The sequence below is a fragment of the Hassallia byssoidea VB512170 genome, assembly GCF_000817785.2.
Classification (GTDB): domain Bacteria; phylum Cyanobacteriota; class Cyanobacteriia; order Cyanobacteriales; family Nostocaceae; genus Hassallia; species Hassallia carrinoi.
The window spans coordinates 16985-42616 of sequence record NZ_JTCM02000042.1; the positions used below are offsets into that span (position 1 = coordinate 16985).

A 25632-nucleotide genomic window follows, 5' to 3' on the forward strand; every position below is an offset into this window, starting at 1 on the left:
TGGTGCTGATTGTCTCAAAAATCTTGAATTATGAGAAAGATTTTAAGCTTATGCTTTTACATAACCTTTGTAAAAGTATTTATTATAATTTAATTACTAGTATTAGAATTGATGAACCGAAAGTACCACTTGCTGAAATAAATAAATCGCTAATCTGAAATTCCTAAAGATACTCTAATATTTTGCACAATTTCCTCTGGCGACTGGGAAACATTAACCGAAATCGCCTCTGTTGGCTCCTCAAGGGTATCAAACTGGCTTTTGAGAAGTTTTTCACTCATAAAATGATTGTGACGCTTTTGCAAGCGTTTTTGAATCAACTCAAACGAACCCTTCAGATAAACTAACTTAACACCTTCATTACCAATTAAAAGATACTGACGATAGCTAGCTTTCAGTGCCGAACACGCCAAAACTACATTTTTATTTTCTTGCAGCCAATGTTGTATTGCTTGTTGCATTGCTAGCAACCACGGCATTCTATCTAAATCGTTGAGGGGAATACCGTGGCGCATTTTCTCAATATTTTCTAGGGAGTGAAAAGAATCGGCATCTCTAAATTCCCAATGCAAAGATTCCGCCAGCAGTTGCCCGATGGTAGTTTTACCGGAGCCAGAGACACCCATCACGATAATTATCATACAAGGCTATTTGAGACAGGTTTCAAGAAAAATATTGTCTATGATATTTGTCACCTAATTATCGGGCATTTCAGTATATTGAGGTAAGCGATCGCTGATTTCAAACCAGGGTGCTTTGTCAGCAACAAAGATATGAACAGAGGGTTTAATACCAGCATCATCGTCTAAAGTTCCCATCGGGATACGCACATGATTCGTCTGTGGAAACACTGATGGAATGTTCGATCCGCAAACTCTACAGAAATTGCGTAAGTTTTTTTCTGATGATTTGTAGCTTGTAATTAAATCTTCACCGCGCAGCCAGCGGAAATTTTCTGCCTTTGCATGACTGAATGTTGCAAATGCTGAACCATGAAGCTTTCGACAAATTGAGCAGTGACAATGATTTGCAGCAAACAGATTGTCAGATAGTTCGTATTCAATGCCACCGCAAGCACAACTTCCTTTCATATATTACCTCTGTGTGCATATCGATTTTCAGGCGTTGCTAAATTAACATCTCAAATCGCTAATTTATCGAGCGAGACGTTCCAACGGAACGTCTCTACAAAGGTTATTGGTTTCTACAGGCAAGTCTAAAAAGCAGATTTAGCATTAACCTAAACTTAGGCTACTTTGCTCCAACTTATATAAGGTAACTTTGCCGCAGTAGCTCGAACTTGTTCAGAAGAAGCGACCAACTGACCGCAAGCATCCCAAGTGCCGGCAACAAACATGTTTTTCGCACCTTCACCCATTGAAACTGTGCCAGTAAAATCGCCACATTGCACTTGCATTGTTTCCAGATTCACTGTCATTGATGCTTGGGGATTGTTTGTAACAATTTCTTGCAATTGCTTGACAGTGGCAGCATCAGCCGTAACGCAGGGAATTCCCATTGCGACACAGTTACCGAAGAAGATTTCGGCAAAGCTTTCGCCTATCAGCGCTTGAATACCCCATTTTGCGATCGCTTGCGGTGCATGTTCCCGCGAAGAACCACAGCCAAAGTTGCGGTTAACTATTAATATCGAAGCACCTTGATATTGCTTTTGGTCAAAAGGATGCTCACCTTTCAATCCTGTTCTATCATCAGCAAACGCATGTTCGCCCAAACCATCAAAAGTTACACAACGCAAATACCTCGCCGGAATAATGCGATCGGTATCAATATCATCACCCACCAAAGGAATACCGCGTCCGGAAACTGCTTTAACTTCACTTACCATAAAATTCTATTAGGGAGTAGGGAGTAGGGAGTAGGGAGTAGGGGTTAGGGGTTAGGGGTTAGGGATTAGGGGAAACATCTTATTTCATTCCCCACTCCCCACTCCCCACTCCCTACTCCCCATTTACAACAACTCGCGCACGTCGAATACTTCGCCTTTCAACGCTGCTGCCGCAACCATTGCCGGACTCATTAATAAAGTGCGACCGGAGGACGAACCTTGGCGTCCTTTGAAGTTGCGGTTAGAGGAAGAAGCGCTAATTTGCCTTCCTTCAAGTTTGTCGGGATTCATCGCCAGACACATTGAACAGCCTGCTTCGCGCCATTCAAAGCCGGCTTCGACAAAGATTTTATCTAGTCCTTCTGCTTCCGCTTGCTTTTTCACTCGTTCCGAACCTGGGACGACGAAAGCTTTAATTCCCTCAGCAACGTGATGACCTTGGGCAATTTTCGCAGCTTCGCGCAAATCGCTGATTCGTCCGTTGGTGCAGCTACCAATGAAGCAAACATCAACTTTCGTACCTTGGATGAGTTGACCGGGAGCCAAATCCATGTATCGGTAAGCTTCTTCAGCAAGAGTGCGATCGTCTGCGGGTAATTCGTCGGGAGTGGGTACGGCTTGGTTAACTCCAATACCTTGACCGGGGGTGATGCCCCAAGTAACGGTAGGCGGAATTTCGGCGGCATCGAAAGTTACGACATCATCATATTCGGCATCAGCATCACTCTTGATCGATTCCCACCAAGCAACGGCTTTATCCCAATCTGCGTCTTTCGGGGCAAAGTCTCTACCCTTGAGGTATTCGTAAGTAACTTGGTCGGGATTGATGTAGCCGCAACGCGCACCACCTTCGATGGACATATTGCAGACTGTCATTCGTTCTTCCATGCTCATTTGCTCAAAGGTGCTGCCTGCAAATTCGTAAGCGTATCCGACACCACCTTTGACACCGAGGGTGCGGATGACGTGCAAAATCACATCTTTGGCGTAAACACCGGGTTTGAGTGTGCCGTTAACTTCAATTTTGCGGACTTTCAGTTTGGAAAGAGCGAGGGTTTGAGAAGCGAGGACATCACGGACTTGACTGGTACCGATACCAAAAGCGATCGCACCAAATGCACCATGAGTTGATGTATGGCTATCACCACAGGCGATCGTCATTCCTGGCTGTGTCAGTCCTTGTTCTGGCGCTATTACATGCACAATTCCTTGACTTCCGCAACCGATGTTATAAAATGTAATGTTATTTTCTTTACAGTTTTGCTCAAGCGCTTGCATCATTTCTTCTGCCAGGGTATCCACAAATGGACGTGCCTGATTTTCTGTTGGCACAATATGATCCACTGTAGCGACAGTCCTTATAGGAAATAATACCTTTAAATTGCGCTCTCGTAACATCGCAAAGGCTTGGGGACTGGTGACTTCATGAATCAGATGCAGTCCTATAAACAGTTGCGTCTGTCCTGATGGCAGTGTCCCAACTGTGTGCGAATCCCAAACTTTATCAAACAGCGTGCCCTTGCTCATACTCAATTTGTCCCTGGATCTGTCGGATCTATGATGTTATCAAAAAAGTGAACTACCCTTGGCAACAAGCCAAACCGTTGGCAAAGGGATATTTATTTTTAATTCCTTTAATCACAATAGAAAAACTTGTTAATTATGTCCAATATATTTTTTGAGTTTGATTAATATTTTTTAAATATGAGTTCTATCATCCGCTTTTGATTATTAAAATTTGCATTCTGCCAAACCCAAATATTGAATGCCTTCTGGAGTGACTTGAAAACGACAGGGTAAAACTTCTAAACCGAGAGCGATCGCACTCCGCAACAACTGACCATATATAGGGTCAGTAATATCACCTGGGGCAAAATGCGTACAATCACCCCGATTAATAAAGTAAAGCATCACCGCACGACTTTGGGGCAACAGTGCCATCAGTTCCCGCAGGTGCTTTTGTCCCCTTGTCGTCTCCGTATCGGGAAATAACGCCAATCTTTTTTGCGCCAAAGTTGTGTTTTTCACTTCTAAAAAAATCGGGCGATCGTCATCACTTCCTGTCAAGAAAAAATCAACTCGACTTTTTTTATCTTGTCCATAAACCACCTCACCGCGAATTTGGCTATATCTACCCAATTCAGGAAAAAGGTATGTTGCCAAAGCTAGCTTCACCACCCGATTTGGCAAAGCAGTATTAACACCTACCCAAGTTGGCTCGTTATCATGTACCTGAATCAGTTCCAAAGTATAAGGTAGTTTACGCTTTAGATTATCGCTTAAAGATAACTGCACCGCACTCCCAGGAGTTGAAACCCCAGTCATCGGTCCTGTATTCGGACAGTGCGCTGTTACTATTTCCCCAGAAGCAAGTTGAATATCTGCAAAAAAGCGCTTGTAACGCTTCAGCAAGATACCAGGATATAAAAGCGGGTAGCGGTAAAGCCAATCATTCATCATTTTGGGAATTGGGAATTGGGAATTGGTAATTGGTAATTGGTAATAGAGAATTGGGAATTGGGAATTGGTAATAGAGAATTGGGAATTGGGAATTGAAAATTGGTAATAGGGAATTGCGAATTGGGAATGGGTAATAGATTTGGCTTTATTCCCATTACCCATTACCCATTCTCCATTACCCATTCTCCATTACCCATTCTCCATTACCCATTACCCATTCCCCATTACCCATTACCCAAATCCATTGATTTTGCAGTAATTTTGCTTAAGGTAGCTAAAAATCAATACTAGGCGATAACCATGCGTGAAAATCAACTTAAACGAAAACTCAAGCGGGGCGAGGTTGTCCTCGGTACATTTATGAATTGCGCTTATCCGGCGTTTATCGAAATCTGCGGACACGCAGGATTTGATTTTGCGGTGATTGACATGGAGCATGGACCTTTGCATACACTGGCTGCGGAAGACCTCTGCCGTGCGGCAGATTGCGTAGGAATTGCCCCAGTGATCCGCGTCAGGAAGAATGACGCACCGCAAATTCAAAGAGCGCTTGACATCGGTAGTGCTGGGGTGCAAGTGCCGCAAATTGAAACGAAATCTGATGCTGAAGCTTGCGTTAAGGGAGCCAAGTACAGTCCTCTCGGTTTGCGCGGACTGTCATTTGCGACGCGGGCAGGTATGTACACAGCAGCGGGAACGCAAATCACAGACAAGTTAAACGAAGAGTCTTTGGTTGTGGTTCATGTCGAAGGTCAGCGCGGTGTGGAGAACATTGCAGAGATTGTTAGTGTACCCCACATTGACGTTATCTTTCTCGGTCCCTACGACTTATCGCAGTCGCTGGGTATTCCCGGTCAGGTAAGAGATCCGCGTGTTATTGAGTTGATGCAGCAATGCGTCACTATTATTCGCGACTCCGGCAAAGCAGTCGGCACTTTTGCCGACAATCCCGAAATTGCCAAGCAGTGGATTGACGCAGGAATTCAATACATTGGGCTGGGGGTGGATGTAAGCATCTTCTTAAAAGGCTGTGAGAATTTAGTCAACGCCGTCAGGAGGAATTAATCAACTTGTCCCTAGTTGGGACACATATTGTAGAGACGTTCCGGACCGAACGTCTCTACTTGGGGGAATCGAATCACGTGCTATATCATAAAAGGGAAATTTCTGTAGTCTATTTAACGACATTTACTAAAAAAATAATTTATACTTAATATATAATCCCAATAAAAAAATTGGGAAAGTATCAATCTGCAACCCGGAAAGTATTATGCAAAAAGTATCGGAATCGATGCAATTGGAATATGCCTTTATGTTTACATTGCGAAAGGTAAATTCCATCAATCCAAAAGGCTTTAAACAGTTTTTTAATGATTTGCCTCTAGACCCTTATATTAAAGGTAGCTATCGCTTTAGAAGATTATCTCGTTTTATAGTTTCGGAAAATAAGTTAAGCAAATTACCTCATGGCTACCTTTTTCAAAGCAAAGAATACAATCCATTAGTGGGTGATGTTAAAAGAGAGTTTGCAGAATTAGATGATGCACTTATAGAACTTGATATTTTTAAATATATGGTTTTGGCATTTAGTGATTCTTGTAAACTTCACCCAGAAGCAGAAATAGGAGTACATCAAATTAGAACGACTTGTTCACCAAATAATTTAGGAAATCCCGCACCTGAAGGTATTCATCAGGATGGTACTGATTTTATCGGGATATTTTCTGTTGATAGAGAAAATATTCAAGGTGGAGAAACGCATCTTTACGCTGCCAAAAAAGAAAAGCCCGTTTTTAATAAAGTTCTGAATTCTGGAGAATTACTCTTGGTTAATGACCATGAATTTTATCATTTTACTACTCCGATTAAACCTCAAACTGATGCTCAGGGAACAAGAGATGTTTTTGTTTTAACTTCCCCAAGTTTGCTTTGTGATTAATTGAGTATAAGGATTTATAATTTAGGCGTTGCTAATTGACGGGATGAATGTTTCGCGCACTCGTAGCGAAGAACAATTCATCCTCTTTAGCAATGCCTAATTTTTTGAGTGATGATGTAAACTGGAATTGAGGCTGATTATTTTTACTTATTCGCACTAATAATGTTAACTCGTTGCTTGATGGCACTGCTACTCCTAACCAATGTCGGCTGCTCAAGCTTGTACAGAGCCGATGTATCGAGTTTATACATTCAGAATAAGTCAAATAGACTCGTGCCGATCGCCTCCAACCCAAAAACTGTAAAAAACAAAAATATGGCTTTTGACTTAAAATCCTACCAATGGAAAAACCGCCTTTTGCTAGTGTTTGCAGATAACGAAAATAATCCCGCTTATCAAAAACAAATGCAGTTATTTCAAGGGCAACAAGCTGATTTTTCTGAGCGAGATTTACTATTGGTGGAGATATTGACAGAAGGGACAAGTCGTGCATCGGGTAAGGCGATTGATGAAGCAGATGTTACGAAAGTGCGATCGCGTTTTCAAGTTTCCCCCGAAGATTTCCGAGTCATCTTAGTAGGTAAAGATGGTACGGAAAAGCGCAGCGACTCCAAACCCGTTGAGGCAAAGGTAATTTTTAACGAGATAGATGCAATGCCGATGCGTCAGCAGGAAATGCAAAAATAAAGTAGAAGATAAATGTCTAAGTATGACAACATATATGCAATTGTCCGCCAAATACCAAAAGGTAGAGTGGCAACTTACGGACAAATAGCAGATTTGGCTCACTTGTACGGAAAAGCGCGTTTAGTCGGATATGCTCTTTATCAAGTTGATATCAGTTTATCAGATATACCTTGGCATCGAGTGATTAATGCCAAAGGCGAGATATCCCACTCAATGCAGCGAAACGGCACAGATTACAAACAGCGATCGCTTCTGGAAGAAGAAGGAATAAAATTTAGCCCAGAAGGGAAAATCAATTTGCGTGAGTATCTCTGGCAACCTGAAGATTGATTCGTAGTGAGCGATTTATCGCTCAATTTCAAAGAAAGCCGTTGAACGCGGCTTATCAGCGAAACGGTAAGCCTGACGGGGATCAGTATGTCCAGTGTGAAGCGGTATCGAAAGCAAATCGAAAAGGCGTCAACTCAAATGTCAAGGTCTTCGTGACGAATTATTTACGATTCGGCAAAACTACCCATATAGTGAGCCTGTAATGAAAAAATTATCTTAGGCTGCCCCTTTAGAGACAGCCTCTTTGTACAAAGACAATCACAGTTTCTTACCCTTTTTTAAAAGCAGCAGCAAATTCTGAAGCAAAATCTTCCAACTTTACTTTGCCCATAGCAATTGGCTTATGCAGGTCATAATCCTGCCGCAATGCACCGCTGTGAATGCTGGCACCCAGTTCAACAAAGTTGGCTACAATATGTGCTGACACTCCTTTGTTTTCCATACCGTCCTGCATTTGCTCATCGGTAAAGATTACCCATTTTAAATCAGGCTTGCCAATGGCGGTGCCTAAGATGTGAGCGGTTTCGTTAGCTGTATGCTCGTCGCTTGCCACATATCGCACTTGCTTGCCGGTAGCCGGTGTTGCTAGCTCTTCGGTGGCGACGGCGGCAATATCGATTGGGGCAACCATTGCAATCTTGCCGTCGCCACCATAGTTTGCGCCAATAAAGCCCAGCCCTTTTATCATGTCTACATAGTTATACAAATTGTAGTAGATGTAACCAGCGCGCAGATGCGTAATGGCTACGTCTCTTAGCTCATTCAGAATGCCTTCTACATCGTGAGAACCGACGATGAATCCGGTGCCCTTATCTAAATGCGCGCCCCAACTGCTGAGATGAACCACACGCTTTACGCCCGACTGTTGAATGGCTTGTGCATAGTTGCTGCCAATTCTCCGGTAATACTCTCTGTGATCGGGCACGGTAAAGTTTGGCGGCACCATAGCAAACACGGCATCGGCACCGGTAAAGGTGGAAACCAGGAAATCAACGTCTGACAATGAGCCGATGGCGGCGGTGGCGCCCAAGGCTTCAATGTCTTTTTGCTTTTCCGGCTTGCTGCTGATAACCGTAACCGTATGACCTTTTTCTACTAACTCCTTAGCCAGTGGCTTGCCGATGTTTCCTAAAGAACCAGTTACTATAACTTTCATAAATATTTCGTTTTTGTTTGCTAGGGTTTCTGAATCGGTTAGTGCTAGTTGTTTTGTCAAGGTAATGGTAATTATTAGGATGGGCGTACATTCCTTATAATTTCATTTTTTGAAACTCTTTCACTAATATAACTTTTATTAAGAATTTAGGTATTATTTAGAACTAATATGTACGGTGAATTGAATTGGCTCCGGCGTAGCCCAACCTAGGCATCGCCCTTGAGAAAAACTTTGCGATTTACTGATTGTAATAGTTAAAAATTAGTCGCACACTACTCCCCTCAACGGTAGGATGGAAAAAGCAGGGTAATGTTTACCCTGCCGCAAATTTGCTGAGTAATGCTTAATACACACAAAATAATATTTAACAAGAAATATCTATGGATTCGACAGTTCCCCCTAAAAGTCGCAAGTTGCCAACCCAAGCAATAGGTGCGAAGATTTTCCACTTTTGTAATATCATTAGTTTGTTTATCATGCTCAGTAGTGGGCTACAAATTTACAACGCTAACCCTGTTTTTGGGGGACGTGCAGGTTTACATATTCCCCCTCTATTTACTTTAGGAGGTTGGCTTGCGGGAGGCAGACATTGGCATTTTGCGGGAATGTGGTTATTTTCGCTGAATCTATTGTGGTATGGAATTTATGTTTTAATTACCCGACGTTGGCGACATCGGTTTGTAAATATAAATGATATCAAAGCATTACAAAAAACTCAAAACTCGAAGCGTTTAAGTTATGCTTGGCATCGCATCGTTTATACAGCTATTATTCCCATTCTACTGCTGGCTTTATTCACAGGAATAGGCATGTATAAACCTGCTCAATTTCCCTGGATTGTTGATATGTTTGGTAGTTGGGAAGCATTACGAATTGTTCACTTTTCTTCAGTACCAAGCGTTATCCTGTTTGTATTAGTTCACTGGCAGTTAGGGCGCAAAGCTGGAGGGGAACAGTTGACGGAATCGATGTTTTGGTAGTGGTGAGAAGATAAATAGACTATTTGACGACAAATAACAAAGGACTAATTTTATGAATTTAATTCGCGTACCTCGTTCTGAATTAACACGCCGGAGATTTTTACAATTTTCGGGCATTTCTGGTATGGGTTTTCTTCTTAGTGGTTGCGGCGCACCGCTATTTAGTGATGTTGTGAACAACCTTTCTGAACCGTTAAATCAGAAGGTTGAAACATTAATATTTAATCCCCAAAAGCCTGTACCTGAATTTTCCAAGAGTGATATTAAACCGAAAGAGTTGCTAGTTAATAGTTTCAAAGGTAATCCAATTATTGACCAAGCAAAATATCGCTTAATTGTTGATGGCGATGTCAACAATCCTCTTAGCTTGAGTATGGCAGATATTCAGGCTTTGCCGCTAACTTCCATGATTATTCGTCATGTTTGTGTTGAAGGTTGGGCAGCGATTGTGCAATGGGGTGGTATACGTCTGCGGGAAATTGTCGCCCTTGCCCAACCTAAAGCGAATGCCAAATTTGCTTACTTTAAATCTGCTGATGGTTATTACGAAAGTTGGGATATTGCTTCAGTATTGCATCCCCAGACTTTATTAGCTTATCAGAAAAATGGCGAACCTTTGCCAGTTGAAAATGGTGCCCCCTTGCGTTTAGCTTCGCCAATTAAACTTGGTTATAAGCAGAGTAAGTGGGTGACTAAAGTTACTTTGGTTAGTTATTTGTCGCCGATGAAAGGTTACTGGGAAGACCAGGGTTATGAATGGTATGGAGGGTTGTAGAAAGTTAGAGTTATGAGTTATGAGTTATGAGTTATGAATTTATAACTCATAACTTAGTTTTGTTTGTGATGTTTTAAATATTTAATATGAACTTTTTTGATAAATTGAGTCAGGCGATCGCCCAAAATCAAAGCTTACTATTTGTCGGGCTTGATCCCAATCCAGAGATGATGCCCGCTCGCTACACTTCTAGTGATATCATCTCTAGTTTGTGGGATTGGTTGCAATTCATTATTGCCGAAACAGCCGAACAAGTTTGCGTTTATAAACCGACACTCGGCTTTTATCAAGCTTTGGGTATTCCTGGTTTAGAACTGCTGCAAAAAACTTTAGCATCTATCCCCGCTCACATTCCAGTTATTTTAGATGCCAAACACAGTGATTTAAATACCAGCACAATTTTCGCCCGCACTGTGTTTAGTAAATGGAATGTGGATGCAATTACTCTCAGTCCTTATGCCGGACAAGATAATGTCGCACCGTTTTTGGTTTATCCTGGGAAAGCGGTGTTTGTTTTATGTTGTACTTCTAATTCAGCCGCAGAACCTTTACAGCAATTTCCAACAACGGAAACACCCTTTTATTTGCAAGTAGTAAAAGAATCAAAAAATTGGGGTACTCCAGAACAATTAGGTTTAGAAGTGGGAACAACAAAGCCTGATATTTTCGCCCGCATTCGAGCAGATGCGCCGGAACGAATTATCATGGCTCGTAGTATCTGGGCAGAAGGTGGCAACCTTAATCAAGTTTTAGCGGCTGGTTTGAATACTAATGGTGAAGGTTTGCTGATTCCTGTTCCTCAAGATATGTTGAGTTCAACAGAATTATCTCAAGAAGTTCAGTCTTTAAATGCCCAAATTAATCAAGCAAAAACTGAAATTATCCAAGATATTTCTAGCTGTTCTCTATGGTTGCCAGATGTTTGTTTTTTGGATCAACATCCGCAACAAGATTTAATTTTGCAACTTTATGATATCGGCTGCATTATATTTGGCAACTATGTCCAAGCATCGGGAGCCACATTTCCTTATTACGTCGATTTACGCAAAATAATTTCTAATCCGCAAGTTTTTAATCAAGTTATCATCGCTTATGAAGAAATTTTGGTCAACCTCAATTTTGATAGATTAGCAGGTATTCCCTACGGTTCTTTGCCTACAGCTACTGGTTTATCTTTGCGTCTTCAATGTCCGATGATTTTTCCTCGTAAAGAAGTGAAAGCACACGGAACCCGCAGAGTAATTGAGGGTGATTTTCATCCTGGGGAAACAGTTGCGGTAGTTGATGATATTCTCATCAGCGGTAAAAGTGTTATGGAAGGGGCAGAAAAGTTGAAATCGGCAGGATTAAATGTGAATGATATTGTAGTTTTTATCGACCATGAACATGGCGTAAAAGACAGATTACGAGAAAATGGTTATCAAGGTCATGCGGTTTTAACTATTTCCGAAATTACACAAACGCTGTATCAAGCTGGACGGATAAATGATGAGCAATTTTCAGCTTTGAAAGAAGTACAAAGCCCTAGCGACTAGAAGTCGCGGCTACACAAACAAAGTCCGCCTGCGCGGACTATAAAAATCTAGGGTTTTGAAGCCTGCGCTCGTCTGGCTTTGTATTTGAGCCTGCGGCTTCCAGCCTGAGGGCGAAAACGTGCATTCTTCAAAATGTGAGCAAACTCAATAATTATCTGTGCTTTTATATCCTAAAATTTGTAGGGTGGGCATTGCTCACCCTAAATCTGCTAATTTTGAAGTTTTAATTTTGAATTAATTATGACTGTTTCACTCAATCAATTACTTAAATGGTTAGTTATAACGCTGATATTTCCTTCAGTTTTTCTCAATGGTTGGCTAGTATTTCGATTTTTTCAATATTTTCAACCTTTGGTGACAACTTTTGTTTTGGCAACTTTGCTAGCATTCATTTTGAATTACCCCGTTTCAATTCTTGAGGAACGTGGAGTTAAACGTAGCTATGCCATCGGATTAGTTTTTTTCTCTACTATTATAATTTTAGCTGCTTTGGGTCTTATTTTGGTTCCCATTGTATTAGAGCAGTTTCATGAAATGGTTAAACAGCTTCCACAATGGATTGATTCTAATAAGCAAAAACTTTATATTTTAAATGATTGGGCTATCAATCACAGATTAAAAGTAAATTTTAGTCAAATATTTACGCAAATAACAGACCGATTGCCTAACGAGTTGGAGTTTCTCGGAGACAAAATTTTTAGCGTTATTTTAGATACTATTGATAGTATTTCTGAAGCATTAATTACAATAGTGCTAACTTTTTATCTTTTAGCTGATGGCAAGAGAATATGGGATGGGATATTTAAAAAGTTACCTTGGAGTTTTGGTCAGAAGGTAAGGCAGTCGATTCATAAAAATTTTCAAAATTATTTGATTGGTCAGGTAGCTTTGGCTTTGTTGATGGGAGTTTCACTGACAATAGTGTTTTTGCTTCTCAAAGTTCCCTTTGCTTTACTCTTTGGTTTGGGAGTGGGGATTTTGAGTTTAATTCCTTTTGGTGATGTAGTAAGTCTTGCAGTGATAACTTTAATAATAGCGTCACATGATTTTTGGTTAGCAGCGAAGGTTTTAGCTGCATCTGTTGTAGTTGACCAGTTAATTGACCAGGCGATCGCTCCCCGTCTTTTAGGTAGTTTCACAGGACTTAGACCAATCTGGGTGTTAGTTTCTTTGCTGGTAGGAACTTATATTGGTGGATTGTTGGGATTGCTGATTGCTGTACCTGTAGCTGGTTTTATTAAAGATGCAGCCGAGAATTTTGTTTCTATATCTGATTATTCAGATAATAAGGAAAAATCACCAGAAATGTTAGTGAATGAGTAAATGCTGGGGATACTTGCATAATTTAAGTTCAGGAATGAGCGCAAAAACTCTCTCGCTCCTGTTATAACTTGGCGTCCTTGGCGTCTTGGCGGTTCGTTATTCAAAATTTATTTTTCACAACTAAGATATAACTGTGGCAGCATGACCTAATTAACAACTTTAGGACTTACGCTTTTAAGACCAAAAAACGAACCGCCAAGACGCCAAGGACACCAAGAAAAAAAAGAGAGAATCTTATGAATCATTTAGGATTGCTATATAAACGCATACCGAAAAGGGAACTATGATAGAAGTTCCTCTCTAATGTGGTGCAAATCCGATTATGGATATTAATAATTTATTGATTTGGATAGTTTGTTTATCATGCGTTACTACCACGATTTCTGCTGTTCGTAATTCTTTTCATCACAATCGTGGCTGGATTTTTGTTTCTACATTTATCTTTGTTGTGACAGCAGTCACATCTTATCTAATTCCCAATTTAGGTGGTTTGGTTGGGGGATGCTTTTGGGTGATTTTCATACTCATACCCAATTTTGCTAACAGAAAAGTTAATCAACTCGTTGCTCAACAACGTTACCATCAAGCCAGCAAATTAGCTCAATTTGTGTCTTGGTTGCATCCTGCGGATGGTTTGCGGGAAAAACCGGAAATGTTACGCGCTTTGGATTTAGGTCAGCAGGGAGCGATCGCAGAAGCTTTAGCCATTTTAAACCGTTACAAAACGACGGATACACCGACTGGTCGATTAGCCATTGTTACACTTTACCAAATCGATGCTCGTTGGGAAGAAATGCTGGTATGGATACAAGAAAATCTATCTGAAGCAAGATTGCAGAAAGATAGTGAAATGCTGCTTTATTATTTGCGATCGCTTGGCGAAACTGGCGATTTAAATAGTTTACTGCACGCATGGGAGTATTATGAACGCAGCATTGAGCAAATACCTAACTTGATTACACGCAATCTAGCACGTATGTTTGTGTTAGCGTTTTGCGGTCAAATAGAACAGGTAAAAACATTAATTAATGGTTCACTCAGAATTTATTCGCCAACAATTCAAGTATTTTGGCTAGCAACAGCTAATCTAGCAGCAGGAAATGAGTTATTAGGTAGAGAACAGTTATTAAGTATCCGCAACAGCAATGATATTCGCTATCATGGTCCGATTGAAAGACGTTTATCTCAGCCTGTAGTTGAAGCTGAAACAATATTAACTGATAAATCCAAACAGATTTTATCTCGAATTGCTGCTGAATTATTGCAAGAAGCTAAATACAGCGGCAAAGCTGACTTAACGCAACCTAAACCAAATGCGACTTACTTTATTATCGGGTTGAATTTATTTGCTTTTGCCTTAGAAATTCAATTTGGTGGTAGCACTAATTTCTTGACTTTGTACCGGTTAGGTGCATTAGTCCCAACAGAAGTTCTCAAGGGAGATTGGTGGCGTTTATTTACTGCTGCCTTTTTGCACTTTGGTTTTTTGCATTTATTAATGAATATGTTTGGTCTTTATGTATTTGGTCGTTTGGTGGAATTTAATTTAGGAATAGCACGATATTTAATATTGTACCTCACCACTGGTTTAGGCTCAATGCTAGCCGTTACTTTTATGTCGGTAATGGGATATTCTAAAACTGAATTTGTGGTTGGTGCATCTGGATGTGTGATGGGTTTAGTTGGTGCTTTTGCCGCTATCTTGTTTTACGACTGGCTAAGACATAAAACGCGGATTGCATCTAAGAGTTTGCGGGGTATTTTATCACTAATTATGCTACAAGCAATCTTCGACTTAACAACCCCACAAATCAGCTTTGTTGGACATACTTCCGGGGTAATTATTGGCTTTGTGGTAGGGTTTTTGTTGAAAGTTATTGGTAAGTAAAATTGAGGCGATCGCTTTCATATCTAATTTATCAAGTCAATCTTAAAGAAATTATCGATCTTATTCAAAAAACATGGAGAGACTTGTCAACAATTCAAAGCTGGATAAACTTAACAAAAGCTAGCCCAGGAAATACTTTGGGGCTAGTTTGCCCTTGGTGATAGCGCACCTTTACATTACCCCTAACAGTGAAATGTAATAAAATCCCTTGGTTTCAAGACCAAAAAAGACCAATCTATGAGAAATTATGTAGATAACTCCGCTATGAAATTATATAAAAGATTTATGAAAGGACACAGGCATCCCAGAATTACATGACGAACTAAAGACGCGAGTTAACTTAGCACTTACACCGACAGGTATAAAAGGACTGGTAGAGTGGATTGGGTGGGGATTAATACCTATTGGCAACTTATCCTCAGTACCGCAGTTGCGATCGCTGCGGCACTGCCCAACCATCCGGCTATTTACCTGCTGATGCGCGGGCGATGCTGCCAAACAGAGCTGCGAGTACGCGATCGCATTTTTTCCATTAGACTGATTTTAAATTCGATAAATACTAATTTTCCCAACCCTATATGGATCACCAACCTGGAGATATTATACATCAGCGCTATAGAATTATCTGCTCTATCGGTAAGGGCGGATTTGGCGAGACATATCAAGCGGAAGATACACAATCACCAGGACTTGTTTGTGTTGTTAAATACCTAAAGCCCCTAGACAACGAGCCATTAAAGTTGCAGATTGCAGAAGAAAAGTTCCGTCAAGAGGCAGATATTCTGCGTCGCTTAGGGACTTACAACCAGCAAATTCCACAACTTTATAATTACTTCCAAGAAAATCAAAAATTCTATTTGGTTCAGGAATATATTGAAGGTCAGAATTTAAAGGAAGAAATCAAAAATCAGCTTTTAAGTGAAAAACAAGTTATTGATGTTTTGTATGATGTTTTAAAAGTATTAGATTATCTCTCTGGTAATAATGTTATCCACCGCGATATTAAACCTGATAACTTAATCCGGAGGACGAGCGATAATAAAATTTTTCTGATTGACTTTGGGGCAGTTAAAGAAGTTAGTGTTTTATCAGTTAATCCTGAAGGACAAACAGTATTAACAATGGTTATTGGTACACGGGGCTATATGCCACAAGAACAACTTATAGGAAAACCAAAATTTGCAAGTGACATACATGCTTTGGGTGTAACCGGATTCGTACTTTTAACAGGACGAATTCCTGTGAAGAATCAAAAAGACGAAATTATCTGGAATGGAGTACAGATTAGCCCGTACTTAGCAACAATTTTAGACAAAATGGTGCGCTTTGATTATCAACAGCGCTACGAAACAGCAGCTGAAGTTCTCGCAGATTTAAAACCCCTCACTCTGTTGGATCAAACACTGAACCAGCGCTACTACATTAAAAGCTACTTGGGCGGAGGAGGGCTTAGTTATACATATTTAGCAGAAGATTCACAACGTCCCTACCAAACTGATTGTATCATTAAACAACTTCAGCTGCCAGGCAAGAACCAGCAAATTTTGCAGTCAGCACAAAGTCTCTTTGCAACCGCAATCACAGAATCCCAAAATTTTCCTCACCAACAAATTCCACGACTTTTGGATCACTTCCAAAAAAATCAAGAATTCTATTTGGTTTATGAATTTATAGAAGGTGAGGCTTTAAGTAGAAAGATTACACCAGGTAATCGCTTAAGCGAACCAGAAGTTATTGCTTTATTGAAGGATGTTTTAGAAATATTAGCATTTATCCATCACTCAGGTATCATTCATGGAGATATTAAGCCTTCTAACTTAATTCGACGACAGCGGGATAACAAAATTGTTCTCATTGATTTTTCTAAATGTAAGCAAATTACAACTTTAGAGATTAATCCTCAGAGAATAGTTGTTGTCAAACCAGGGGGAACACATGGATATATGCCTGCCGAACAACTTCAAAATAAACTGAACCCTTGCAGTGATATTTATGCTTTGGGTCTGACAGCAATCCAAGCTTTAACAGGAGTATCTCCTGAACAATTACGGACAGATTCTCAGGGAGAGTTTGTATGGCGAAATCGAGCCAAAGTTAGCCCTAAATTAGCAAGAATCTTAACTAAGATGGTGCGCTTCCAATTTGGACAACGTTACCAATCAGCACAGGAAGTTTTAAAAGCTCTAAATCCTCCAAATCTTCTAAATTTTTTGCAATCGAGGCAATCTTTCCGACTCTTGCCCATCTTTGTTCTGGTCGGTGTAGTTAGCATAGGTTTGATTTTCTACAAAAAATTACGAAATGATCGGATAGAAGAGTTTTTTAACACAGGTAAGTCGCTAGAAAATAAGGAAAAGTATGAGGAAGCGATCAAAGCCTACGAACAAGCAATAGCACTTGATCCAAATTTCATAGAAGCTTTGGTAAATAAGGGCTATGCCTTAGGCAAACTCAACAGAAATGAAGAGAAATTAAATGCTTGTACAGAAGCGACTCAGAGGGATAAGAATTCCTTTGAAGCTTGGCTTTGTAAAGCAAATGCTGAATCTGATTTGGGGCAATACCCAGAATCAATGGAATCTGTGGAGATGGCTAAGGATTTAAGTTGTAAATTGACTAAGAAAAATTATGTTAATGATTGTTCCAATGCTTGGAATAGTCAAGGTCTAACATTGATGCGATTGAAACAACCAGATAAAGCGCTCATCGCATTTAACACAGCAATTGAAAAGAATTCCAAAAATCATGTTGCTTGGACTAATAAAGGTGACTTGTTGACTAAAAATTCTCCCCAAGAAGCTCGTAAAGCCTACGAAGAAGCCCTTCGTATTAAGTCAGATTATGAACCAGCGCAAAACGGTATAAGAGATTTGGGAGGGTAAAATAGGCGTTGCACCAATCAAGGTATGAATGAGCGTAGAAGCAATTCATGAATTGCTTCTACAGTAAAATGTAGTGTGTGTTATAGACCAAACGCAAGAGCGCACCACTGGAAGGTTTTGATGCCGTACTCTCGGAGCGATAACACTCCCTACTGGACTATTCATTAAGGTTAAGAAAAAATACGAAACGACAATACCGACTAAATCCAATTACCCGCTAGAATAAAAGGTGCCCAGTATAAAGGATGATTGTACTCATCACCTTTTAAAAGAGATATTTGGGCACTGCGAAGTGCTTCCGCTCTATTCATTTTTTTGTCACGGTTAGTTAAATTTTTGTAGAATTCTTCCATCAGCACTGCTGTAGCAGCATCTGATACATTCCATAAAGTGGCAATTGTACTATTCGCTCCAGAGCGCAACACTACCCCAGCGATACCTAAAGCAGCTCTCTCGTCTCCTGAAGCTGTCTGACAGGCACTTAAAACAAGTAATTCAATGTTTCTGTTCCTAATTGTATCTTTAGGGTTGAGCAAATTCCGGAACTCATCTATATAAATTCTATCATTATCCCCAGTCATAATAAATGTTTGCTTGCGATTAGAACTAAAAACACCGTGAGTTGCTAAGTGTACTACATTAGGATAAGATTGAATTTTTTCTTTTAAATTCTTTTTATTAAAATTTCCATTGCGAAGTTCTTTATAAGGCACTCGTAAACTATTACTAATCTCTTCAATCATATCCAATTCTGTACCTACTTTTTCGAGTTCTTCACTAACTCCCGCTGCTAAAATTCTGAAATTTTTTTGTTCAAGTGGTTTTGGCTGTATCAGTTGCTGACCTAAATTTAGAACTATATTATACTTTTCCACAAGATAATTTTTGCCATCGTAAAGAGCAGCTATTGGAATTTTCTGGAAAGGGCGATCGAGCACAAAAACTAAAGTTTTTATATTTTCTTTGATTAACTGTTGCTTTAACTTCAAAGGTATTAACCAATTATATATTTTTTGGGATAGTTGTAAAATTTTTGCTTTATTTGAATTTAGTTCTGATTTGGGATTTCCAGTTCTTACTATATTTATCGCCGAGTTTGGTTCTACTTTGTCGTTGTATATAAGATTAGCAAAATCCTCTAAAGTATTCCTAACTTCTTTCTTACTTATTTTCTTTGGATAATTATGGGATTGTCCAGACCGAGAGACAATGACTTCTAAGCTATTTTCCAAAATAATTGGATAGATAACTGCTGTACTCTTATCAATCTTGTCAATTTGGACTGGTTTAGCTATTGCTGGTGAACAAGGTTCTTGAAAGAAATTATCTAGCTCTGCCAATTGCAAAGATTCCATGACAAGACGAGCTATATCTAAGGGATTTTTTGGTGTTTCATCCTTCGCAGATTTGTTTGCTCCTGGAATGTTATTTAACAATACCAATTTTTCTACATCAATTTTATTGATTTCAGCTTGTACTAGTAAATCGATAAACTCTCGATATACAGGTTCCACATCTTGACGAAAAGCAAACTGGTTATCAGCATTAGTAACTAAATCTCCACGGAGCGACTGGAGTATATTCCATGCTTCAGCGTAAGATGCAAGTGCTGCTTTAATATCTCCTTGAGCTTTAAGAATGCGTCCTAATTGGCTTCTCTGACGATATAAAATTTGACGGTTATCAACATTAATATCAGCATATAATTTTATAGCTTCTTGAGTAAAGCTTTTTGCCTGAGCAAGGTAGAGTTGCTCTTGTTTTGTTAGTTTTTCTCTATCTGGTACTTGCAGTTCGTATAGCCTAGCAAGATTACTTAAAGCTGCTGCTTCTGCTTGCTTGTCTTTCAAGTTGCGAGCTTCTTGAATAGCGTCGAATAGAAATTTAGCAATTTTTTGTTGTGAAAAGTAGTCTTTGTTAGTATTATTTTTAAGATTAATCAGATTATGAGTAAAATTAATCTGCGCGTATACTTTTTCACGACTCTGCGATAAGTTACCCAAATGAGACTTGATTTTAGGCAACAAATCTTCTACTTTTACTATAGTATTCAATTTTTCTTGTATATAATTCTTGTTTTCCGGTAAGTTTACCAATATTTTTTGTATATCACCCAATCGCTGTTTTGATTGTTCAGAAGTATCAAGCTGTTTAATTTGTCTGTGAAGCAAATCTTGGTGTTTTTCAATCTGTTCATCCCACCATGCTTGCATTTCGATTCTTAGGCTGAGTTGATTCAGTTCAGCCTGAATCTGTGTTATTAGTAAAGCCTGGGGTTTTGCTGCTTCATAATGCTGGAATGCTTGGTTATATAGCCCCAAAACTTCTTCTTTTTGTTCCTCACATTTATTAGATTCTGGTTCACACTTTTCTTCAATAGTATATAAAATTTTCTTGTAATCTAACTCATCTCGGTTTTTATTACCTATAGCACGTTCTAAATTGCCTAATGCGAGTTGAGATGCACTCTTTTGTTGGGGATATTCTTTAGATGCTTGCAAACTTATTTCTAAAACTTGTTGGGATAAATCTAGTTCGCCAAATCTTTGTAAAATCTCACCGAGAAGACGCAAACCAATTATCTGATTAAGGACATTTGATTTTGAGCTTATATCTTTAATAAAATTTTGATTTTTCTCTTCATCTTTATCTTTATCTTTATTAATTAATTCCTGGCAAGTTAAATTAAATTTACCAAAAGCTTGCAGAAGTTGACTACATGCTTCTGGATAAAGCCCTAGAGATTGCAAAGCTTTGGCTTTATTAATTAGATTTTTGTTTTTATCATCCTCATTTTTACCATAAGCATCTGCTGCTTGTTGCCAAGTTTCGGCAGCTTCGGCAAAACGTCCAGCGTCATAGTAGTCTTTTCCTTGCTGTTCCAACTCTAAGGCATTGGATGTTATAAAAGTTGGTTGTAATTTACTTTCAAATGCTACAACTTTAATTGCAGGAACAATTAAGCTAAAAATTAATGTTAATAATGCTAAAAATAACGCTACTAACTTCTGACGATGCTGATATCTAAACCTATTTTTTAAAATGGATTGTACTGCACGGAAAAATATAGACCTTTTTCTTGCCATGTTCTATCCCTCGAATTAACATCAACTAAAGGAATGCCATAATCTAAACGAGCTTTGAAACGTTCACCCATTTCCCACTGCAAACCCAAACCAACACTAGCTAAAGTGTTAGGATTTGGAGTATTTCTGCCGGAACTATTCCAAGCAGTACCAATATCAACAAATGGAATTAACTGTAAAACATTTTTTCCGTTATCTGTATTGTAAATAGGTAATTGCAAATCTGCGGAAACAAAAACACCATTATCACTAAAAACAGCATCTTGACGATAACCTCGCACGCTGTAAATACCGCCTAATGTAAACTGTTCTAAAGGCACGATCGCTCTGCTAGCTAGTTGCACATCAGAACGCAGTAAAAGTTTCGGTGCAACCCGTGGATTGTCAGTTTCCAAATTAAGTAAGCGCAACCACTGTAATTGTCCTCGCCATGCAAAAAAACGACCATCGGGAGCCTTATCATTAATTGTGGCATCAAATGCACCCACACCCAAACTAAACTGAGAGCGGGCAATTAAAACTTGTTGAAAACTACTTCGCTCGTACTCTTGAAAGAAACGCAATGCGGAAATCCGGGTGTTTCCTTGTGCGTCTGCTCCTACGGAAATGGGAAAGTTTACCCCTAAAATAGAAGTATCGCTTTCTCGCCGAGTTAATGTCAAGCCAAGTGCCAATTCTTGGGTGAATTTCTTGTTAGCATTTTGCACTATTGGCTGACGCACAGTGAGTTCATAGTTGCGATAATTTGACTCAATATCTAAGTCGTCAAATGGCGGTTCAATGATATTGCTTAAGGTGGTGCTATAGCTAAAATTAATAGTACCATTGTGAGGATTAATCGGTATGGTGTAACTTGCATCTATGGCGTTGCTGCCATCGGTATTGTTATAGGCTATATTCAGGCTATCTCCTAATCCAGTTAAATTAGCCTGTTCTATTTCTAATCCCCGTCGAAAACTGCCAATACTGGGGTTTCTGCTATTATCAGCAATAATTTGGGTGCTAAAAGAATCTGCTTCCTCGATTGTGATTTTGAGTAAATTCGTCCCAGGAATTGTGCCAGCAGATAGTTCTGCTGATATCTTTGAAATCAGGGGATCTTGTTGTAATAGTTGCAAAGCTTCTTCTAAATGTCTGACATTCAGGGGTTTTGCAGTGGCTAAATTTAAACGCGATCGCACATAATTATCATTCAACCGTCTGGAACTTGTCTGCTCTCTAGCAATCCGAATCTCTTGCAAACTACCTTCAACAATCTGGATTTTGACAACATCACCTGTTAGGGTTTGTTCTGGGATATATGCACCAGAAGTATAATATCCCTCTTTGATGTAGAGAGCGGTTATTTTAGAAGCAGCTTGGAGCAATTGGGCAAAACTAATATCTGTGTTGGTAAATTCTTCTAGTAGTTCTTTACGCAACCTCTCTTGACTAAATACTTCTTTTGTGTTGCCGACAAAATCAAAACGTTTAACATTAATGGGTCTAGGAATATCGAGATTTTGTTCGGGTAAGTTCGGTGCTGAGGGCAAAATTTGCAGAAGTTCTTCTTGAGGAAGTAGCAGTTCAGGTGTCTGGGGTTGCTCCCGATTGGGAATTTGAACTGGGGGAATATTCTGCGATCGCGCTGACAAATATATCCCACTCACAGCCAATAATCCCAGATTCAGCACTAACAACTGCCAAAAAAACCTCATCCTGTAAGAATTTTTAACGCACATGGCAGTCAACTGTGGGTAGCCTGAAAGTTTGAGTGTTAGCCGCATTAGCTGTAAGAACTACTTCACCAAAGCTGTTAACTCCCCATCCTGTAGCTGGTCGCGGATAATTATTTAATGGCAATGGCGATCGCTCTGTTGTCGCACTTACCCTGACTGCTTCACTGCTAAGTGGTTCCGTAGGGCTAGGCGGTAGTCCACCACGTCCGGTAATAATAAATTGACTGCGGTCTTTTCCTACCTCTGCTGCACAAGCTTGCGTTACCTGGTTTTCCGGAGCGAGAACTGGGACTTCAACTAATCCTTGACTCGGTGTCACATCTGGAGTATTTATAGTTACAATCCCGTCGAATTGAGGTCCCAAGGCAGAAGTGGCAGCGATCGCATCCCCAAGGGCAAACAGTCCTTGGGTGGTAATTTGCACATTTCCCCCTAGTCTGCCAGCATTTGCGCTAATGCTGCTATTCTCTAAGATGGCGAGGGTATCTGCGGTAATTGTGATGTTACCACCATTGCCACTTTCACCAGCAGTAGTAGATATTTGAGAGTTACCGCGCAGTTGCAAAGAATCTTGAACTTGTAGATTAATGTTAGCGCCGTTACCCAAGACCGTTAACCCGATAATCGAGCCATTATCCAGCTTGATAGAGTTAGCTCGTGCTTGCAGGTTGCCAGCTGGTCCTGAACCTCTAGCACTCACCGACACTTCAGCCCCATCTCGAATACTCAACAAGCCAGTGTTAATTTCTAAGTTACCACCGATTCCTGTAGCTTCATTTTCTCCGATATTTGGTCTTGGTTCTCCAGACAAAGCAAACAAACCACTGGCAAATCTAGATGTCTCAATTTGTCCGTCGCGGACTAGTTGCACCTGCCCTATCCCACTCAAATCTATATTATCTGAGGCATTAACAATCAAGTTACCACCCCTACCACCAGGGATGCCGTTTTCACCCCTACCACGAGTAGAGACTGAAATTCTTGCACCATCTTTAATCACCAACCGAGGTGCATTAACCGTTATAGACCCTCCGTCTTTCGTTCCTTCAGTAGCAGCAAACAAACCGCTGCGGCTGAAGATTGCACTGTTGGGAATAGCACTTGCCCCAATCAGTTCTACTAAATCGGAAGCACGGACATTAAGCTCTCCCGAACTCCCGGTTCCAAAAGCTGTAACCGAAACGTCTGCACCATCGCTGACTCTCAACTGCCGAGTATCAATGCTGATATTACCAGAGTCTCCCGTACCACGGGAGGTAGCAGCTAAAGTACTGAATCCTCGATTAAGAATTGATGCTCCAGTTATATCTATAACATCAGCTTGGACGGTAATATTTCCTCCCTGACCGCTACCCGCAGTGCCTGCTGATACTTGTGCCCCATTTTGAATAATTAACTGCCCAGTTTCAATTCTGATATCTCCCCCATCACCTGTAGCTGCATTTTCTGGGATAGTTGGTCTTGTTTCTCCAGACAAAGCAAACAAACCACTGGCAAATCTACCATTTGAACCAGTACCGCTTAGTTCTATCACTTTCGCATTGACAAGCAGATTACCACCTTGACCACCTAGTTTAGCGCCCTCCCCTCTACCGCGTGTAGACACGGACACTCTTGCCCCATCTCGTACTTGCAAGTTAGGGGTATTAATTGTTATATCTCCGCCATTTCCAGTTCCCTCAGTAGCGGCAAACAAACCACTACGACTGAAGTTTTGATTATCCGAACTGATGCGATCGCCAATTAATTCTACAAACTCAGAGGCATTGACAGTCAGGTTTCCTCCGTTCCCAGAGTTAAAACTTGTCACCGACACATCACCACCATCTCTGGCAGTCAACCGATTGGTTGTAATATTTATGCTTCCAGAATCACCAGTTCCTCTTGAGGTAGCTGCAATTGTGCTGAACACTTGATTGTCCGGTGATGCACCGCTGACTTCTACCGCATCAGCTTGCACGTTGATTCTACCTGCGTTCCCTTGATTCAAAGCTTGTACAGTAATTCTAGAGCCATTTGTGACAGTCAAATCTTTAGCTCGGACAAAAATTTCCCCACCGTTTTGACTTCCAGAATTATCAGAGACAATTCTCGATCCATCAGTCAGCGTTACGCGATCGCCTTGCACTTGGATATTACCACTATTCGCACTTACCGTAGACTGGGATAGTTGAATATCGCCTTGCACTTGGATATTACCACTATTCGCACTTACCGTAGACTGAGATAGTTTAATGTTGCCAAAATTATTTATACCGCTATATCCTAAAGTCCAGCCGTTAGCTGTGGAATTCAAGTTTACCAAACTGTTCCCGGCAACACTACCGAGTTCAATTCGTCCTTGTGGTGCTGTTAACTGACTATTTTCTAGGGTGACATTTCCACCCACTAAAGCGATAGTTTTTTCCGGCAATACTTGAAGATTAGCAGTGCGATTGATAATGTTTGCAGGCATTCCGGGAAATTGCAAACCCAGAGGAACAGTGATACTCAATAAAGATGTACTTTGAGGATTAATAGCACTGAATTCATTGCCATCAGGAAATTTGATGCTACTTGCTGTACTAGCGACAAATGAACCCCCAATATCCAACGTTGCATTGCGTCCAAAAATAATTCCGTTGGGATTAATTAGAAATAAGTTGGCATTACCTGTAGCTTTGAGTAAACCATTAATATTAGAAGCCGAATTGCCTGTAACCCTTGTGAGAATATTTTGAATATTTAGGGAATTATTAAAAGATGCTGTCTCACCAGTCAGGACGGAAAATTCTTGAAAACTGTGAAATAAGTTACTTCCAGCCACAGTTCCCCCATTAATGAGTTTGATATTTCCTTGGGGTGTGACAACTGAATTGACACTCAGGGTGTTATCTGGAACTATTTGCGCGAATGCGGGATTTGTTGCAATCAGCAAGCACAGGGGAAGACTGCAAGCGAGCCAGTCAGAAAGAGCATATCGTATTATTGGATACACGGTGGCTGGGCAATGGTGAAACTATGACTAGTATTGATAAATACTAC

At 40.2% G+C, this 25632-nt stretch carries 20 protein-coding genes; 11 read left to right on the forward strand and 9 right to left on the reverse strand.

The window, feature by feature from the left end; genetic code table 11:
* Positions 1–149: 149 nt before the first annotated feature.
* From PI95_RS18310 to sfsA, 5 genes are all read right to left on the reverse strand, one after another.
* Positions 150–641: a gluconokinase gene (locus tag PI95_RS18310; protein WP_039752768.1), complete on the reverse strand. Its 492-nt coding sequence runs from the start codon at positions 639–641 to the stop codon at positions 150–152.
* A gap of 54 nt (positions 642–695) precedes the next feature.
* Positions 696–1091 carry a GFA family protein gene (locus PI95_RS18315; RefSeq protein WP_039752767.1) on the reverse strand — a complete coding sequence of 132 codons (396 nt, stop codon included), beginning with the start codon at positions 1089–1091 and terminating at the stop codon, positions 696–698.
* Positions 1092–1246: 155 nt separating this feature from the next.
* Positions 1247–1849 carry a 3-isopropylmalate dehydratase small subunit gene (leuD, locus tag PI95_RS18320; RefSeq protein ID WP_039752765.1) on the reverse strand — a complete coding sequence of 201 codons (603 nt, stop codon included), beginning with the start codon at positions 1847–1849 and terminating at the stop codon, positions 1247–1249.
* Positions 1850–1972: 123 nt separating this feature from the next.
* Positions 1973–3376 (reverse strand): 3-isopropylmalate dehydratase large subunit, encoded by a 1404-nt coding sequence (gene leuC, locus PI95_RS18325; protein WP_039752764.1) that lies wholly within the window; start codon positions 3374–3376, stop codon positions 1973–1975.
* 204 nt (positions 3377–3580) lie between these two features.
* A complete protein-coding gene (sfsA, locus tag PI95_RS18330; RefSeq protein ID WP_039753977.1) occupies positions 3581–4306 on the reverse strand; it encodes a DNA/RNA nuclease SfsA in 726 nt (241 codons plus the stop codon).
* A 303-nt stretch (positions 4307–4609) separates the two neighbouring features.
* On the opposite strand from sfsA, the gene PI95_RS18335 reads away from it, so the two are divergent.
* The 4 genes from PI95_RS18335 to PI95_RS18350 all read left to right on the forward strand — a co-directional run bounded on the left by PI95_RS18335 (position 4610) and on the right by PI95_RS18350 (position 7265).
* Positions 4610–5374: an HpcH/HpaI aldolase family protein gene (locus PI95_RS18335; RefSeq protein ID WP_039752762.1), complete on the forward strand. Its 765-nt coding sequence runs from the start codon at positions 4610–4612 to the stop codon at positions 5372–5374.
* 205 nt (positions 5375–5579) lie between these two features.
* The gene (locus PI95_RS18340) at positions 5580–6248 is read left to right on the forward strand and encodes a 2OG-Fe dioxygenase family protein (RefSeq protein WP_039752761.1); all 669 of its coding nucleotides are present in this window, start codon (positions 5580–5582) and stop codon (positions 6246–6248) included.
* A 162-nt stretch (positions 6249–6410) separates the two neighbouring features.
* A complete protein-coding gene (locus PI95_RS18345; RefSeq protein WP_163518989.1) occupies positions 6411–6935 on the forward strand; it encodes a DUF4174 domain-containing protein in 525 nt (174 codons plus the stop codon).
* A gap of 12 nt (positions 6936–6947) precedes the next feature.
* On the forward strand, positions 6948–7265 hold the full coding sequence (locus tag PI95_RS18350; protein WP_039752760.1) for an MGMT family protein: 318 nt from the start codon (positions 6948–6950) through the stop codon (positions 7263–7265).
* 268 nt (positions 7266–7533) lie between these two features.
* Here the strand turns inward: PI95_RS18350 and PI95_RS18355 are convergent, their stop codons facing one another.
* The gene (locus PI95_RS18355) at positions 7534–8481 is read right to left on the reverse strand and encodes an NAD(P)H-binding protein (RefSeq protein ID WP_236117100.1); all 948 of its coding nucleotides are present in this window, start codon (positions 8479–8481) and stop codon (positions 7534–7536) included.
* A 320-nt stretch (positions 8482–8801) separates the two neighbouring features.
* On the opposite strand from PI95_RS18355, the gene PI95_RS18360 reads away from it, so the two are divergent.
* The 7 genes from PI95_RS18360 (at position 8802) to PI95_RS18385 (ending at position 17804) form a co-directional block, all read left to right on the forward strand.
* Positions 8802–9401 carry a cytochrome b/b6 domain-containing protein gene (locus PI95_RS18360; protein ID WP_039752756.1) on the forward strand — a complete coding sequence of 200 codons (600 nt, stop codon included), beginning with the start codon at positions 8802–8804 and terminating at the stop codon, positions 9399–9401.
* A gap of 52 nt (positions 9402–9453) precedes the next feature.
* Positions 9454–10176, forward strand: a complete 723-nt coding sequence (locus tag PI95_RS18365; RefSeq protein ID WP_039752755.1) for a molybdopterin-dependent oxidoreductase — start codon at positions 9454–9456, stop codon at positions 10174–10176.
* An 86-nt stretch (positions 10177–10262) separates the two neighbouring features.
* Positions 10263–11711, forward strand: a complete 1449-nt coding sequence (locus PI95_RS18370; protein ID WP_039752754.1) for a bifunctional orotidine-5'-phosphate decarboxylase/orotate phosphoribosyltransferase — start codon at positions 10263–10265, stop codon at positions 11709–11711.
* A 240-nt stretch (positions 11712–11951) separates the two neighbouring features.
* Positions 11952–13034: an AI-2E family transporter gene (locus PI95_RS18375; protein ID WP_039752752.1), complete on the forward strand. Its 1083-nt coding sequence runs from the start codon at positions 11952–11954 to the stop codon at positions 13032–13034.
* Positions 13035–13356: 322 nt separating this feature from the next.
* Positions 13357–14922: a rhomboid family protein gene (locus PI95_RS18380; RefSeq protein ID WP_039752750.1), complete on the forward strand. Its 1566-nt coding sequence runs from the start codon at positions 13357–13359 to the stop codon at positions 14920–14922.
* Positions 14923–15326: 404 nt separating this feature from the next.
* Positions 15327–15458 carry a hypothetical protein gene (locus PI95_RS36870; RefSeq protein WP_268896791.1) on the forward strand — a complete coding sequence of 44 codons (132 nt, stop codon included), beginning with the start codon at positions 15327–15329 and terminating at the stop codon, positions 15456–15458.
* Positions 15459–15500: 42 nt separating this feature from the next.
* Positions 15501–17804, forward strand: coding sequence for a serine/threonine-protein kinase (locus tag PI95_RS18385; RefSeq protein WP_052325755.1), 2304 nt, complete (start codon positions 15501–15503; stop codon positions 17802–17804).
* A 200-nt stretch (positions 17805–18004) separates the two neighbouring features.
* Here the strand turns inward: PI95_RS18385 and PI95_RS18390 are convergent, their stop codons facing one another.
* From PI95_RS18390 to PI95_RS18400, 3 genes are read right to left on the reverse strand one after another with little or no spacing between them, the layout of a single operon-like run.
* Positions 18005–20890, reverse strand: coding sequence for a CHAT domain-containing protein (locus PI95_RS18390; RefSeq protein WP_052325754.1), 2886 nt, complete (start codon positions 20888–20890; stop codon positions 18005–18007).
* On the reverse strand, positions 20842–22587 hold the full coding sequence (locus PI95_RS18395; protein WP_039752749.1) for a ShlB/FhaC/HecB family hemolysin secretion/activation protein: 1746 nt from the start codon (positions 22585–22587) through the stop codon (positions 20842–20844). Before PI95_RS18395 ends, PI95_RS18390 begins: the two co-directional genes overlap by 49 nt.
* A 13-nt stretch (positions 22588–22600) precedes the next feature.
* Entirely contained in the window at positions 22601–25585 is a 2985-nt protein-coding gene (locus PI95_RS18400) for a two-partner secretion domain-containing protein (RefSeq protein WP_336507247.1), read from the reverse strand.
* Positions 25586–25632 lie beyond the last annotated feature (47 nt).